The sequence below is a fragment of the Nocardia sp. NPDC057455 genome (assembly GCF_042802775.1).
GTDB lineage: Bacteria > Actinomycetota > Actinomycetes > Mycobacteriales > Mycobacteriaceae > Nocardia.
In genome coordinates, this window is record NZ_JBHVDM010000004.1 from 1 (window position 1) to 15,207 (window position 15,207).

15 protein-coding genes are annotated in these 15,207 nt (G+C 69.2%); 8 read left to right on the plus strand and 7 right to left on the minus strand.

From position 1 onward, the window contains the following. Positions 1-26: 26 nt before the first annotated feature. From ACFU5M_RS02535 to ACFU5M_RS02555, 5 genes are all read right to left on the minus strand, one after another. Complete coding sequence (locus tag ACFU5M_RS02535; protein WP_379042472.1) at positions 27-512, minus strand: glutathione peroxidase; 486 nt, start codon at positions 510-512, stop codon at positions 27-29. A 113-nt stretch (positions 513-625) separates the two neighbouring features. Further along, entirely contained in the window at positions 626-2,218 is a 1,593-nt protein-coding gene (locus ACFU5M_RS02540) for a succinic semialdehyde dehydrogenase (RefSeq protein WP_379042475.1), read from the minus strand. Between the two features lie 139 nt (positions 2,219-2,357). Beyond that, positions 2,358-2,555, minus strand: a complete 198-nt coding sequence (locus ACFU5M_RS02545) for a ferredoxin (RefSeq protein ID WP_379042478.1) — start codon at positions 2,553-2,555, stop codon at positions 2,358-2,360. Between the two features lie 9 nt (positions 2,556-2,564). Further along, positions 2,565-3,371, minus strand: coding sequence for an SDR family oxidoreductase (locus tag ACFU5M_RS02550; protein ID WP_379042481.1), 807 nt, complete (start codon positions 3,369-3,371; stop codon positions 2,565-2,567). Further along, a complete protein-coding gene (locus ACFU5M_RS02555) occupies positions 3,371-4,573 on the minus strand; it encodes a cytochrome P450 (RefSeq protein ID WP_379042484.1) in 1,203 nt (400 codons plus the stop codon). The genes ACFU5M_RS02550 and ACFU5M_RS02555 overlap by 1 nt, the downstream gene beginning before the upstream one ends. 299 nt (positions 4,574-4,872) lie before the next feature. Here ACFU5M_RS02555 and ACFU5M_RS02560 point away from each other — a divergent pair, with 299 nt between their 5' ends. From ACFU5M_RS02560 to ACFU5M_RS02590, 7 genes are all read left to right on the plus strand, one after another. Continuing rightward, positions 4,873-6,342: an aldehyde dehydrogenase gene (locus ACFU5M_RS02560; RefSeq protein WP_379042487.1), complete on the plus strand. Its 1,470-nt coding sequence runs from the start codon at positions 4,873-4,875 to the stop codon at positions 6,340-6,342. A gap of 32 nt (positions 6,343-6,374) precedes the next feature. Continuing rightward, positions 6,375-7,127, plus strand: a complete 753-nt coding sequence (locus ACFU5M_RS02565) for an SDR family oxidoreductase (RefSeq protein ID WP_379042490.1) — start codon at positions 6,375-6,377, stop codon at positions 7,125-7,127. After that, a complete protein-coding gene (locus tag ACFU5M_RS02570) occupies positions 7,124-8,002 on the plus strand; it encodes an NAD(P)-dependent oxidoreductase (protein ID WP_379042493.1) in 879 nt (292 codons plus the stop codon). Before ACFU5M_RS02565 ends, ACFU5M_RS02570 begins: the two co-directional genes overlap by 4 nt. Further along, positions 7,999-8,403 carry a carboxymuconolactone decarboxylase family protein gene (locus tag ACFU5M_RS02575; RefSeq protein WP_379042496.1) on the plus strand — a complete coding sequence of 135 codons (405 nt, stop codon included), beginning with the start codon at positions 7,999-8,001 and terminating at the stop codon, positions 8,401-8,403. The genes ACFU5M_RS02570 and ACFU5M_RS02575 overlap by 4 nt, the downstream gene beginning before the upstream one ends. 14 nt (positions 8,404-8,417) lie before the next feature. Beyond that, entirely contained in the window at positions 8,418-9,887 is a 1,470-nt protein-coding gene (locus ACFU5M_RS02580; RefSeq protein WP_379042498.1) for an FAD-dependent oxidoreductase, read from the plus strand. Positions 9,888-9,920: 33 nt separating this feature from the next. Beyond that, on the plus strand, positions 9,921-10,499 hold the full coding sequence (locus ACFU5M_RS02585; RefSeq protein ID WP_379042500.1) for a TetR/AcrR family transcriptional regulator: 579 nt from the start codon (positions 9,921-9,923) through the stop codon (positions 10,497-10,499). A 105-nt stretch (positions 10,500-10,604) separates the two neighbouring features. After that, the gene (locus tag ACFU5M_RS02590; RefSeq protein WP_379042502.1) at positions 10,605-12,191 is read left to right on the plus strand and encodes a GMC family oxidoreductase; all 1,587 of its coding nucleotides are present in this window, start codon (positions 10,605-10,607) and stop codon (positions 12,189-12,191) included. Between the two features lie 300 nt (positions 12,192-12,491). Here ACFU5M_RS02590 and ACFU5M_RS02595 read toward each other — a convergent pair whose 3' ends face one another. Next, the gene (locus ACFU5M_RS02595; RefSeq protein WP_379042505.1) at positions 12,492-12,839 is read right to left on the minus strand and encodes a DoxX family protein; all 348 of its coding nucleotides are present in this window, start codon (positions 12,837-12,839) and stop codon (positions 12,492-12,494) included. A gap of 94 nt (positions 12,840-12,933) precedes the next feature. On the opposite strand from ACFU5M_RS02595, the gene ACFU5M_RS02600 reads away from it, so the two are divergent. Then, positions 12,934-13,803, plus strand: coding sequence for a sigma-70 family RNA polymerase sigma factor (locus tag ACFU5M_RS02600; RefSeq protein ID WP_379042508.1), 870 nt, complete (start codon positions 12,934-12,936; stop codon positions 13,801-13,803). Between the two features lie 7 nt (positions 13,804-13,810). Here ACFU5M_RS02600 and ACFU5M_RS02605 read toward each other — a convergent pair whose 3' ends face one another. Then, the gene (locus ACFU5M_RS02605) at positions 13,811-14,776 is read right to left on the minus strand and encodes an AraC family transcriptional regulator (protein ID WP_379042511.1); all 966 of its coding nucleotides are present in this window, start codon (positions 14,774-14,776) and stop codon (positions 13,811-13,813) included. Positions 14,777-15,207: the final 431 nt, after the last annotated feature.

Genomic DNA, 15,207 nt, shown 5'->3' on the forward strand with positions numbered 1-15,207 from the left:
CGACGGCTCCGGCTTTCGCCTCTACCTCAGAGCACGGCTTCGATCGCCGCGACCAGTTCGGGCGCCTCGGGGGTGGTGCGCGGGCGGAAGCGGCCCGCCACTTTCCCGTCGCGGTCGATCAGGAACTTTTCGAAATTCCACTGGATGTCGCCGGCGGTGCCCTCGGCGTCGGGGGTCTCCACCAGCTGCTGGTAGAGGGCGTGGCGCTGGTCGCCGTTGACGTCGGTCTTCTCCAGCAAGGGGAAATCGACGCCGTAGGTGGTGGAACAGAACTGCTGGATCTCCTCCGCGGTGCCCGGCTCCTGGCCCATGAATTGGTTGCACGGCACGCCGACCACGCTGAGACCGCGCGGCCCGAAGGACTTGTGCAGTTCGACCAAGCCGGAGTACTGCGGCGTCAGCCCGCATTTCGAAGCCACGTTGACCAGCAGGACGGCGCGGTCACCGACCAGGTCGGCCAGCGTCGTCGGTTCGCCGGACAGCGTGCGTAGCGGAACTTCTCGAAGGCTCATACGTATGGACCTGCCCATTCTCGATTCCGTGGATCCACCCCGACGGCCACGCTACCGGATCGTCCGGGGCGGTGACCGTTGCGGGCGCGGCGGTTCGGGCGGGCGAACCGCGCTCAGCGCAGCCGGGTTCGGCGCATCAGCCGCAGCGACGTCAGAGTCATCTTCAGCTGCTTGTCGTAGGGCTGACCTGCCCGTGCGGCGAGCACTTGCTTCTTGAGCACGCCGACGTTCACCGTGTCGGTGTACTTCAGCAGGCCCTGGTCCCCGTGCCGGGTGCCGACGCCGGACTGCTTCACGCCGCCCGAGGGCGTGCCTTTGGCGGCGTAGGTCGCGACGAAACCGTCGTTGATGTTGATATTGCCCGCCTGCAACTGCGCGGCGATCCGCTCGGCATGCGCGAAGTCCCGGGTCCAGACGCTGGCGTTCAGGCCGTAGTCGGTGGCATTGGCCAGGCGCACCGCCTCCTGCTCGTCGTCGAACGGGTACACGGTGACGACCGGGCCGAAGGTCTCCAGCGTCGCGTGGGTCATCTCGGGGGTCACGCCGGTCAGCACGGTGGCCTCGTAGAACGCGGGACCGACATCGGGACGCGCCTGCCCGCCGACGTGCACGGTGGCGCCTTTGGATCGCGCGTCCTCGACGTGGGCGGCGACCCGTTCCAGATGCTGCGGGGAGACGAGGGAGCCGAACTCCGGCGTGTAGTCGTAGGCGCCGCCGATCTTTTCGTTCAATTCCGCCGCGGCGGCGACCAACCGTCGGAGGAATTCGTCATGGATGGAGCGATGCACGTAGATCCGCTCGATATGCATGCACGCCTGTCCCGAGTTGGCGAACGTCGCGAACACCGCGCCGGGGACGACCTCGTCCAAGTTCGCGTCGGCGAGCACGATCATCGGGTTCTTGCCGCCCAGTTCCAGGCTGCACCCGATGAGGTTGCGACCGGCCTGCTCGCCGACGATCCGGCCGGTGGCGGTCGAGCCGGTGAACATGACGAAGTCGACGTTGTCGATCAGGGTGGGCCCGATATCGGGTCCTTCACCACACACCACCTGGACCAGACCGCGAGGCAGCCCGGCCCGGTGCAGCAACTCGACGCCGAAGAGCACGCACAGCGCGGTCTTGTTGTCCGGCTTCAGCACGACGCCGTTGCCCGCCATCAGCGCGGGCATGGCGTCGGACAGCGCGATGGCGAAGGGAAAATTCCATGGCGCGATCACCGCGACGAGCCCTTTGGGACGGTGCTGTTCGGTGGAAATGGTCAGCAGGGGCATCGGGCCGCCGCGCCGCTTCGGCCGCAGCACCCGGCGCGCGGTCTTGAGGTAGTGGCTCACCACCATGGGCACGTCGCAGGATTCCTCGACGGCCATGCGACGGGTCTTGCCGCAACCGATCTGGATCAGATCGGCGATGGTCTCCACTTCGCCGAGGATCAGCTCGTGCAGCCGCTCGAACACCCGCAGTCGCTCCCGCAGTGGCCGCGCGGCCCATTCCGTCTGCGCGGCGCGGGCGGCGGCGCATGCGCGCAGGACGTCCTGCGGGGAGGACTGCGCGAGCGCACCGACCGGCGCACCGGTGTAGACCTCGGTCATCTCGAACGGCGCCGCGCTACCGTCGGCGGCGACCAGGCCGGTCAGCCGGGCGATCAACTCCCCGGTGATCCTGGCGGGCAGGGCGCCCTTCGCCTTGTCGGTGTGTGCTGTGCTCATCGGATCATCTCCATGACGTCGGACATCGCCGCAGGTGCCGGACCGGACAGTGCGCCTGAATTAGAACACGTTCCGGTTTCGGATTCATCGTATTCGCCTCCACACGGCCTGCCTACCCGCCGCGTGCGAGGAATTCCGCTCACTCGTCCGCGGCGATCGACAACGCCTGGGTGGGGCAAAACCGGACGGCGCGCTGCACGTCGGCCTGTGCGCGCGGATCCGCGACGGCGTCGAGGATCTCGACTTTGCCGCGCTTGGGGACGTGGAACGCTTCGGGCGCCTCGTCCTGGCACACGGCATGCCCCTGACACAGATCCAGATCGGCCAGCACTCGCATCGTCGCTCCCTACTGTTCGTTCGATACCTGGTCGTCCGCGAGCGGACGCACCGGCGCCTCGGGTTGCACCTCGACCAGCACAAGGTGCGAGCCCCGCGGCGTGGAGACCACCGCCACCACCGCGGCGGCCAGGTCGCTCGCGCGCAGCATGTACGGGTGCCTGGCGAAGCCCCATGCTTTCCAGTCCTCCAGCACCGGACCGACGATCTCGGGCGTGGAGTCCATGCCCATGCCGGTCAGGGTCGGGCCGGGCCGGACCTGCGACAGGCGAATGCCGCTGCCCTCGAGTTCCATGCGCATCTGCGCGGCCATCGCTTCCAGCCCGGCCTTGGCGGCGCTGTAGGCGCCCGTGCGCGGACGCGGTTCGGACGCGCAGTCCGAGCTGATCAGCACGACGTCGCCGCGTTGCCTGCGCAGCATGCCGGGCAGCACGCGGTGCACGAGGCGTTGCGCGCCGACGAGATGAACCTGTACTTGGTGCACGAACCGTTCCGGATCCATCGCGTGCGCCTGTCCGAACTCGATGTCGCCCGCGCTGGACACCAGGATCTCGGTGGGGCCGAGCGCTTCCTCGGCCGCGCGCACGAACTCGTCGACCGAGTCCGGCTCGGTGACGTCGAGGCGGTGGGCGAACGCTTCACCACCGTTGGCGCGGATCTTGTCCGCCAGTTCGGCGCACTGCTCGGCTCGGCGCGCGCCGAGCGCGACCGGGTGGCCCAGCTCGGACAGGGCCACGGCGGTGGCGGCGCCGATCCCGGAGGAAGCGCCGGAGACGAGCGCGGGCCTGCGCTCGGGATGGGGTGTGAATCTTGGCATTATCGAGTCTCCACGGTGATGGGAAGGTGGGCGAACCCACGCACATTGGACGAATGAACGCGCGCGATCCCGGACTCCAGGACGTCGTAGGACCGCACTCGGGAGCCGAACTCGCGCAGGGCGACGGTCGCTTCCAGCCGTGCCAGGTGCGCACCGAGGCAGAAGTGCACTCCCGCACCGAAACTGGCCAGCCCGGACTTGTCGGCACGATCGATCCGGAAGCTGTCGCCGTCGTCGAACACCGCGGGATCGCGGTTGGCCGAACCGATCAGCAGCAGCACCTTCGCTCCCGCCGGGATCGTGCCGCCGTGGTAGCCGAGGTCGGCGGTGGCGGTGCGGGCGACCATCTGACTGGAGGTGTCGTAGCGGAGCGTCTCTTCCACCCAGTCGGAGATCAGATCCGGGTCCGCGACGACTTTCGCGTACTCTCCCGGGTTGCGCGCCCCCCAATACAGGGCGTTGCCCAGCAGTTTCGTGGTGGTCTCGTTCCCGGCCACCACCATCAAGAACAGGAAACCGATGATCTCTTCGTCGGTCAGTGTGTCGCGGTCGATTTCGGCATCCAGCAAGGCGGAGGTCAGATCTTCCTTCGGGGCCCGCCTGCGCTCGGCCACCATCTCCGTGTAGTAGCCCAGCAGCGTGATCGACGCCTCGACAGCAGCCATCGGGATGTCGAGCACTCCGTCCTCACGGTGCACCACCAGATCCGCCAACCGGCGGATCTCCACCCGGTCCACGGCCGGGACCCCCATCAGTTCGGAGATGACGTCCATCGGCAGTTTGCCCGCGACCTCGTCGATCCAATCGAACGAGCCGCCGGCCAACGCGGGCTCCAGATACGACAGCGTCAACTCCCGGATCCGGACTTCCATCTCCGCGACGCGTTTCGGCGTGAACCCCTTGTAGACCAGTCGTCGCATCCGCATATGCCGCGGGTCGTCCATCGCCAGAAACGACATCACCCGATGTGCGTGCGGGCCCCACGCCGCCGGATCCAGCGACACTCCATTGGCGCTCGACAGCCCCCCACTGTCACGGAACGCTCCGGTGACATCCGCATGCCGCGACAACGCCCAGAAGCTCAGATCCGGGTTGTGATACAGCGGCGCCTCCTGCCGCAGCCGCCGGTACGTCGGATAGGGGTCCTCGTGAAACCCGTAATCGTACGGATCGAACACCAGCGGCTCCACCGCAGCCGTCATCGCCCACACTCCGAAACCGATAACACGTTCCGCCACACGGTAGGCCACCGCGAAACCGTCAAAGACAGATAGCTGGACATGTGTCTGGACAGTACCACCACCCTGCCTCGACGGACAATGCCTCTGTGACATCAGCGGGTTTCACGTGGCCGAACGGACATACCGGAGGACATCGCGACGGGCCGTCCGCTCCCGCGCACAAACTCGGCAAGAGTGGCAGAGTTAGAACCTGTTATTGCCACCGATCGCGATCCGAGACTATATTCCGTACACGTGTCCAGACAGTATCGGAGTATTCCATGAGCAGCCTTCTGCCCGCCGACGGGTCCCGCCTGCTGATCGGCGGCAAGCTGGTCGAGGGCGCCGACGGTGTCTTCGCGACAGTGAACCCGGCGACCGAGGAGGTCCTCGGTCTCGCCGCCGACGCGAACGCGGCCGATCTCGACGCGGCCGTCGCCGCCGCGCGCACCGCGTTCGACGAGACGGACTGGTCGCGCGATCACGCCTTCCGCGCCCGCTGTCTCGAGCAGCTGCGCACCGCGTTGCAATCCCACGTCGATGACTTGCGCGAGATCACGATCGCCGAGGTCGGCGCCCCGCGAATGCTGACAGCGGGCCCGCAGCTGGAAGGCCCGGTCGCCGACCTGAGTTACGCGGCCGGACTCGCCGAGAACTACGAGTGGGAAACCGACCTGGGCGTGGCCGAGCCGATGGGTATCAAGACGCGCCGATTGCTGCGCCGGGAGCCGATCGGCGTGGTCGGGGCGATCACGCCGTGGAACTTCCCGCATCAGATCAACTTCGCCAAATTGGGTCCCGCGCTGGCCGCGGGGAACACCGTCGTGCTCAAACCCGCCCCCGATACTCCCTGGTGCGCGGCGGCGGTCGGCGCCATCATCGCCGAGGAGACCGATTTCCCGGCCGGCGTCGTGAACATCGTGACCTCCGCGGACCATACGCTCGGCGCCCGGCTGACCGCCGACCCGCGCGTCGACATGATCAGTTTCACCGGTTCCACCGCCACCGGCCGGGCCGTCATGACCGGCGCCGCCACGACGTTGAAGAAAGCGTTCCTCGAACTGGGCGGCAAATCGGCGTTCATCGTGCTCGACGACGCCGACATCGCGGCGGCCTGCTCGATGGCCGCGTTCTCGGTGTGCGTGCACGCCGGGCAAGGGTGCGCGCTGTCCACCCGGCTGCTCGTTCCGCGCGCCGCCTACGACCAAGCCGTACAGGCGGCCGCGGCCACGCTCGGCGGGATCAGGCCGGGCGATCCCGCCGACCCGCGCACGGTCTGCGGGCCGCTGATCTCCGAACGCCAGCGCGCGCGGGTCGAACGCTACATCGACATCGCGCGCGCCGAGGGCGGGCGCATCGTGGTCGGCGGCGGGCGACCGGCCCGGCACGAGCGAGGGTTCTTCGTCGAACCGACATTGATCGCGGACGTCCCCAACAGCTCGACCGTCGCCCGTGAGGAGATCTTCGGCCCGGTGCTGGTGATCATTCCGCACGACGGCGACGAGGACGCCGTCCGCATCGCCAACGACTCCCCCTACGGCCTGTCCGGTTCGGTCTGGGGAACCGATCCCGAGCGCATCCGGCGCGTCACCGAACGCGTGCGCACCGGGACGCTGGGCGTCAACGGCGGGATCTGGTACTCCGCCGACGTCCCGTTCGGCGGCTACAAGCAATCCGGCCTCGGCCGTGAGATGGGCATCGCCGGTTTCGAGGAGTACCTCGAGACCAAAGTCATCGCCACCGCGGTCTGACCGCCGCGGACAACACAGAGGAGCTGAACTCCATGGCCCGTTTCACGGGAAGATCCGCCATCGTCACCGGCGCCGCCCAGGGCATCGGCGCCGCCTACGCGCGAGCGCTGGCGGCAGAAGGCGCGAACGTCGTCGTCGCCGACAAGAACGCCGAGGGCGGCGCGGCGGTCGTCGAGAAGATCGTCGCCGACGGCGGCACGGCGGTGTTCGGACACGTCGACGTGTCCGATCCCGACTCCGCGACCGCGCTGGCCGAGCTCGCCGTCACCGAGTTCGGCGGCATCGACCATCTGGTCAACAACGCCGCCATCTACGGCGAGATGAAACTGAATCTGCTGCTGACCGTGCCATGGGACTACTACCGGAAGTTCATGAGCGTGAACATGGACGGCGCGCTCATCATGACTCGCGCCGTCTGGCCGCACATGTCCAAGGGCGGCAGCGGGTCGATCGTCAACCAGTCCTCCACCGCCGCGTGGCTGTATTCCAGCTTCTACGGCCTGGCGAAGGTCGGCGTCAACGGGCTCACCCAGCAACTGGCTTTCGAACTCGGCGGGTCGAACATCCGCGTCAACGCCATCGCGCCGGGTCCGATCGACACCGACGCCACCAAAGCGGTCACCCCGGACGTGATCGTCGACGACATCGTCAAACGCCTGCCGCTCAAGCGGATGGGCACGCCGCAGGACCTGGTCGGCGCCTGCCTGTACCTGCTGTCGGACGAGGCGAGCTGGGTCACCGGGCAGATCTTCAACGTCGACGGCGGACAGATCGTGCGGTCATGAGCGCCCGTATCGGGTTCCTCGGCCTCGGTAACATGGGCGCGCCGATGGCCAAGCGCCTGCTGGAATGGCCGGGCGGGCTGGCGGTGTGCGACATGCGGCCCGAGGCGGTCGAGCCGTTCCTCGCGGCCGGGGCCGCGGCGGTCGCCTCCGCCGCAGAGCTGGCCAGGCAGGCGGCGGTCATCTCGATCACGGTGGTGAACGACGCCCAGGTCCGCGACGTGATCACGGGCCCGGAGGGGGTGTTGCGGACCGCCGCGCCGGGCACCGTGGTCGCTGTGCATTCGACGATCAGCGATCGCACCGCCGAAGAACTCGCGACGGTCTGTCACGCCCGCGGCGTCGAACTGGTGGACGCGCCGATCAGCGGCGGCGCGCCCGGCGCGACGCGCGGCACGCTCGCGGTCATGGTCGGCGGCAGCGACGCGGCGTTCGAGCAGGTACGCGAACCGTTCGGCTGCTTCGCCGATCTGATCGTGCATGCCGGGCCGGTCGGCGCGGGCACGCGCATGAAACTGGCGCGCAACCTGCTGCACTTCGTCTCCTTCACCGCGGCCACCGAGGCGCAACGCCTGGCCGAGGCGGCCGGACTCGACCTCACCGCGCTCGGCAAAGTGGTGCGCCACTCCGACGCGGTCACCGGCGGGCCCGGAGCCATCATGCTGCGCGACACCACCGCCCCGATCCAGGACGGCGACTTCTGGCTGCCGATCCTGCGGCACGTGCGCGACCTCGGGGAGAAAGATCTCGGTCTCGCCATGGAACTGGGCGAACGCCTCGGCGCCGAGTTGCCGCTGGCCGCACTCGCCCTCGACCGGCTCGGCCCCGGACTCGGCGTCGGGGCGGGCACCTTCGCATCCGAAAGGCAAACCTCATGAGCGACAACGGTTCCGGCGACACCGCACGGCAGCGCGGTCTGGCCAAGATGGCCGAGGTGTACGGCACGGAGTTCCAGGAATACCCGGGCTCGCACTTCGCCGTCACCGCCGACCACCTCTTCGCCGACATCTGGTCGCGGCCCGGACTCACCGTCCGCGACCGCAGGCTGCTGCTGCTCGGCGCGCTGGCCGCGCAGGGCGCGATCGACACCGCGGGTATCCAGATCGGGGCCGCGCTGCGCAACGGCGAACTCACCGAAGACCAACTGCACGAGATCGCGGTGTTCCTGTGCCACTACGTGGGCTGGCCGAACGGCACCAAACTCGACATCCTGATAAGCACGATCGTGGCGCAGCAGAAGAAGGCCGCCCGCGCGCAGTCCGCGCCCGCCGAGCAGTGAAGGATCCGTTCACCATGTCCGACGCCACCACCATTCGCCCCCTGCGCGCGAGCCGCGTTCCGACCTGGGACCACCGGGCCGACGTCGTCGTCGCCGGATACGGCATCGCCGGGGTCTGCGCCGCCATCGAGGCCGCCCGCGCGGGTGCGGACGTGCTGGTGCTGGAGCGCACCGGCGGCTGGGGTGGCGCCGCCGCCCTGGCGGGCGGATTCATCTATCTGGGCGGCGGCACACCGCTGCAACAGGCCCTCGGTTTCGAGGACACGCCGGAGAACATGGAGTCCTTCCTCCTCGCGGCGCTCGGCCCCGGCGTGGACCAGGCGAAGATCGCCGACTACTGCCGCGGCAGTGTCGAGCACTTCAACTGGCTGGTGTCCTGTGGCGTACCGTTTCGCGAGGCGTTCTGGGGCGAGCCGGGATGGGAGCCGCCGCACGACGAAGGACTGATGTACTCCGGCGGCGAGAACGCCGCGCCCTTCAACGCGATCGCGAAACCCGCTCCGCGCGGCCATGTTCCGCAGATGGCCGACAAGCGCACCGGGGAGAAGGGCGGCGGCTACATGCTGATGAAGCCGTTGGCCGACACCGCGGCAGCGCTGGGCATCCGGGCGGAGTACGACATGCGGATCGCGCGGCTGATCGTCGACGACGACGATCGGGTGGTCGGGGTGCTGGCGCGGCGCTACGGCAAGGCGGTCGCCATCCGCGCCGAGCGCGGCGTCGTCCTGGCCACCGGCAGCTTCGCCTATCACAAGGAGATGATCGAAGGGTACGCGCCACGGCTGATCGGCAGGCCCGCAGCCGCGATCGAGGAACACGACGGCATCGGCATCCGGCTGGCGCAGGCGCTCGGCGCGGAGCTGGCGCACATGGACGCGACCGAGGTCGCGTTCTTCGGGGATCCGCAGCTGCTGGCTCGCGGCATCCTGGTCAACGGGCGCGGCCAGCGCTATATCCCGGAGGACACCTACCCCGGCCGGATCGGTCAGGCGACGCTGATCCAGCAGGACAATCAGGCGTACCTGGTGATCGACGAAGCGTCCTACGAGCAGGCACTGACGACCGAGACCTCCACGCCGTTCTTCCGTCAGCCCCCGACCTGGGTCGCGGAGACCATCGCCGAACTGGAAGCCGAGATGGGCCTGCCCGGCCAGGCGTTGCAGGCGACCGTGTCGTGCTACAACCTGCACGCCGCCGACGGCGCGGATCCGGTGCTGGGCAAGAAGCCGGAATGGGTGCGCCCGCTGCGCGGACCGGTGGCAGCCTTCGACATGCGCGGCTTCACGGCCGGTTTCACCCTCGGCGGACTGCGCACCGACCTCGATTCGCGGGTGCTGCACGTCTCCGGAGAGCCGATTCCGGGGTTGTTCGCGGCCGGCCGGTGCACCTCCGGCCTGTGCGCGGGCGGCTACGTCAGCGGCGCGTCGCTGGGCGACGGCAGCTTCTACGGGCGCCGGGCCGGCATCGCCGCGGCCAAGAACTGAACCGCCCCGAGCCCCCTAGTAGGATCCAGACACATGTCCGAACCCGATTCCGTCATTCTCGAGGCGACCCGCCGCAGGCTGTCCGGCAAGCAGGCCGACACCGTCGACAAGCTGACCCGCGCGGCGGTGGAAGTGCTGGCGCGCGAAGGGTTCGCGGGCATGACCATCCGGATGGTCGCCGCGGCGGCCGGGGTCGGGACGGCCACGGCGTACACCTACTTCTCGTCCAAGGAGCATCTGGTCGCCGAGATCTTCTGGCGGCGGCTGGTCGCGTCGCCGTCACCGGTCAGCGAGGACCCGGACCCGACCGTCCGGGTGGTCGCCGAGCTGCGCAACATCGCGATGCTGGTGGCCGACGAACAGGAACTCTCCGGCGCGGTCACCAGCGCACTGCTCGGCCGCGATCCCGACGTCGAGCATCTGCGCGGACGCATCGGCGCCGAGATCCGCAAGCGCATCATCCGCGCCCTCGGTCCCGATCCGGACCCGGACGTGGTCGAATCGCTGGAATTGCTCTACGCGGGCGCGCTGGTGCGCGCGGGCATGGGTTACGGGTCCTACTCCGAGATCGCCGATCGCATCGAGACCTCCGCGCTGCTGATCCTGCGGTAGCGCGGACTACGCGGGACGACTTCGCGCCGGGTTACCCGAAATCCGCCACGCGACGCGGGCTTGCTCGTATCTTTGCCGTAGTCGGTGCAGATCGGAGTGGGAAAAGTGCAATCTGGTGAGCTTTCCGCGGACTACGTCGTCGTCGGCTCGGGATCGGCGGGCGCGGTGGTGGCCAATCGGCTCAGCGCCGATCCGGGCACCACGGTGGCGTTGCTGGAAGCGGGCCCGCCGGACAAGAACAAGTTCGCGCACATTCCCGCCGGGTTCGCGAAACTGTTCCGCTCCGAGGTGGATTGGGACTACCTCACGCAGCCGCAGCCGGAGCTGAAGAACCGCGAGATCTACTGGCCGCGCGGCAAGATGTTCGGCGGTTCGTCCTCGATGAACGCCATGATGTGGGTGCGCGGATTCCGGGCGGACTACGACGAGTGGGCGCTGCTTGCGGGTGCGGAGTGGGGTTTCGCCGCGGCCGTCGAGCAGTACCGCCGCATCGAACATGTGGAGAACGCCCAGTATCCGGACGAAGGCACCGAGGGCCCGCTGCACGTCTCCCGTCAGCGCAGCCCGCGCGGCCTCACCGCCGCCTACCTGGCCGCGGTGCAGGAGGCCGGCTACCGGGTCGAGCCGCCCAACCGCCCGCAGCCGGAAGGGTTCAGCGAGACCATGGTCACCCAGCGCGCGGGCCGCCGCTGGAGCACCGCCGACGCCTATCTGCGGCCCGCCCTGCGTCGTCCGAACCTCACGGTGCGCAGCGCGGCGCTGGCCACCCGGGTGCTGTTCGACGGCACGCGCGCGGTGGGCGTGGAGTACCGCCACGGCGGCAGCACGCACACGGTGACCGCGCGGCGTGAGGTGGTGCTGTGCGGCGGCGCGATCAACAGCCCGCAACTACTGATGCTCTCCGGCATCGGCGATCGCGACGAACTGACCCGCCACGGCATCGAGGTGCGCCACCACGCGCCGGAGGTGGGTGCGAATCTGCAAGATCATCTGGTCGCGGGCATCGGCTACGGAGTGGCGGGCGATTCGCTGTTCGGCGCTGAGCGGCCGCGCCAGCTACTGGCCTACCTGATCCGCCATCGCGGCATGCTCACCTCGAACGTCGGCGAGGCCTACGGGTTCGTGCGCAGCAAGCCGGATCTGGAGTTCCCGGACCTGGAGCTGGTCTTCGCACCCGCGCCGTTCTATTACGAAGGGCTTCAGGACCCGACCGAACACGGCGTGATCCTGGCGACGGTGCTGCTGCGTCCGCAGAGCCGAGGACGGATCGCCTTGTCCGGCGCGGACCCGTCCGCCAAACCCGTGATCGATCCGCGCTACCTGTCCGACAGCGCCGGCGCCGACCGCGCCGCCATCATGGCCGGATTGCGGGTGTGCGCCGCCATCGCCGCGGAGCCCTCGATGAAGGCGGTGCTCGGCCCGCTGATCTACCCGCCGAAAGCACCCGCGGACCCGGAAGCCGTACTCGAGCTGACGCTCAACTCCTACGCCCACACGCTCTACCATCCGGTCGGCACCTGCCGAATGGGCACCGATTCGGCCAGCGTCGTCACGCCCCGGCTGGAAGTGCGCGGCGTGCAAGGACTGCGGGTGGCCGACGCCTCGGTGATGCCGCTCATCATCCGCGGCCACACCCACGCGCCCGCGGTGTTCATCGGCGAGCAGGCGGCCGAGTTCATCCTCGCCGGATAGGGCGGTCGTTCCTCCTGTGCGGTACGGAGCGCACCGGAGGAACTCCCCCCGACATCGCGGCCGGTCCATGCTCCCGCGCGGAGGTGCCTCCGACCTTCCGGTGAAGGTTTTGAGGATCTTCGGCGCGATCGACTCGCGTCTGCGGTGGTAGACCGCCGTGTCCAGCATGTGCCTCGGTACGCCGGACAGCAGCGCGGGCGCGGAAACCATTCGATCGTCCAGCCGGGCCCGGATGGCGGCGCGGATGACGACAACCACTTCCCGCGCCCGCCTACGACGATGGCACCGTCGACGCGGAAGCTACACCGCGACGAATAGTCCCAGCGAGGCGGCTGCCAGCACGAGATACGGCAAGGGGTACCCGATGTGCGTGTACTGCCGCGCCCGGACCACGGTCAGCACCGCGCCGATGAAATAGACGACCAGCCCGGCCGCCGCGGCCACCCCGATCGGCGGAAACGCCAGGCCGGCCAGCAGCCCGGCCCCGCCGACCGCCTTGACGACGGCCAGTGCCGTCAGCCACGAATCCGGAACCCCGTAGGCGCGCATATTCGTTCGCACCCACTCGGCGCGAACCACGTCGATGCCCGCCGCGAGCAACGCGGCAGCGGCCGCCAGCACCGTGGCGACAACGTAGGCGATGTCCATGGCAATACCCTTTCGTCAGGTGGCGCGCCCGGTCACCTGGGCGCTGTCCGATACGTCATCTCGAATGACGGACCACGGAGCGGAAAGGTGACCGATGCCCACCGAAGACGGTTTCGCGCGGGAATTCGAGTCCCGGCGCGACCACCTGCACGCGGTCGCCTACCGCATGCTCGGCTCACCCACCGAGGCCGACGACGCGGTGCAGGAGACCTGGCTGCGGCTGGCCCGGCACGACGTCGAGGACGTACGCAACCTGCCGGGCTGGCTCACCACCGTCGTGTCCCGGATCTGCTTGGACATGCTGCGCGCCAGGGCAGCGCGGCGCGAGGAACCGCTCGACCAGCCGGCCCGGCTCGAAAGCGGCGCCGACGAGAACGAACCGGAGCGCGAGGCGGTGCTGATCGACTCCGTCGGCCGGGCACTGCTGGTGGTGCTGGACCGGCTCGGCCCCGCCGAGCGGGTCGCGTTCGTCCTGCACGACCTGTTCGCGGTGCCGTTCGACGAGATCGGGCCGATCGTCGGACGTACCACGCCGACCACCAAGAAGCTGGCCAGCCGGGCCAGGCACCGCGTGCGAGGTGAGCACGCTTCGGACCACATCGCGCAGCGGCATGTCGTCGACGCGTTTCTCGGTGCGGCGCGCAGCGGCGACCTCGACGCGCTCCTGGCCGTTCTGGCGCCCGATGTGGTCCGGACGGCCGACGCCGCCGCGCTTCCCGCCGGAGTGGCCACGACCGTGCGCGGCGCGGACTCGGTGGCCGGGGAAACCGTACTGCTGCGGCGGCGCTCGCAGGTGGCGGCGCTCGCGCTGGTCGACGGTCACCCGGGCATCGTGGTCGCCCCGCACGGCAGGCTGCTGCTGGCGCTCACCGTCACAGTGCGCGGCCATCGAGTGGCGGGATACCGGGTGATCGCCGATCCCGCGCGGCTGCGCAGGCTCTCGATCACTCTGCCTGCCAACTGATTTCCGTTCAGGACGCCGGCGTCGGCCGCCGCGGGTCGCCCGGCGCACGGCGTTCCGCCGCTCGGCGCCGACGGAAGTCGCGCGGCGTCTCACCGAAACGCGCCTTGAACGCCGCGGAGAACCACGCAGGGGTGAATCCGGCGCGGACCGCCAGCTCGCTGATGGGATCGTCCTCCCGCGCGGGGTCCTCGAGCAGGTCGCGCGCGGCGCGCAGGGCCTCGTCCCGCCGAACATCGCGGTAGGTGGTACCGGCCCGTTGCAGCACCGAGCGCAACTGCCGGGGCGACCAGCCCAGCGCGTGCGCCACCGCGGGCAGGCGCACGTCACTGCGGCCGACGTTGGCTCGCACGTATTGCCGGATCTGCGCGACGATATGGGCGTGATGGGTTCGTTGCGGACCGGTCTCGCCGAGCGCGATCAGGCTGAGCAACTCGGCGATCCGGTCGCAGACCGCGTTGAACTCGCGGTCGGACAGATCCGACTGTTCGGCATGGGTGCTGCGGATCATGGCCTGGGTGATCCGGCCCAGCCCGGAATTCAGGTCGATCGTCATGCCGCGCTCGGCGAGCGGCCCCGCGCGATGGTCCAGTTCGGCACGGGGCAGCTGGAACGCGTAGGCCGACAACAGCGGGATGTGGATCTGGCACAGATCGTCGAGCGCGGTCACCGCGGCCTGTTCGGGTCGCGCTCGCGTCTCCTCCTCGCGGTAGCGCACCGAGTACACGCCCCGTTCGGGGACGACGACCCAATAGAAGTCGTCGCACGGACCGTGGCGGATGTTCGTCCGGGTGCGGTAGGAGGTACTGGTTCCCCGCTGCTCCCAGCGCAACAACCGGTAGGCGGCCGACTCCTGGACAGTCAGCCCCGAATACCACCGCTCGGGATCGCCGTAGCGGTAGTCCATCGGAACGAAGCTGTTGGCGATCTCGGTCCACGATTCGGCATCGCTCGCGGTTACGCCATAGCACTTCATGGTGACAACCTATCGCCGCCGATTCACCGGTACCGCATTGTCCGTCAACACGATACGACTCCTGCGCGGTACTCGCGCTGCTGGGAAGCCTCGGCCGCGATGCGCGGCACGGCCGCGAAACTCCGCAGGCCCGGCGCGTATTCCGGGCTCACGCCACCGGATACCGCGCTGGTCTCAGCGCACGGGCACCCGGGCGAACCCGAGCGGCGGCGTGCGCGGGGGACGGGCACTGCACACATCCAGGACACGACACGTGCCGGACAAGACCCTCGTCACATGGCCGTGCCCGGCGCCGGTGATCTCCCGGCATGTCCGCCCGCGCTCGCGGCAACGACCGAACCGGCGCCGCCCACCGAAATCCGACGACGGTCGGTAGCACAGCCGCCGGAATGTGACGATGCTCATCGATAGTCACTGCCATGCCCGATCGC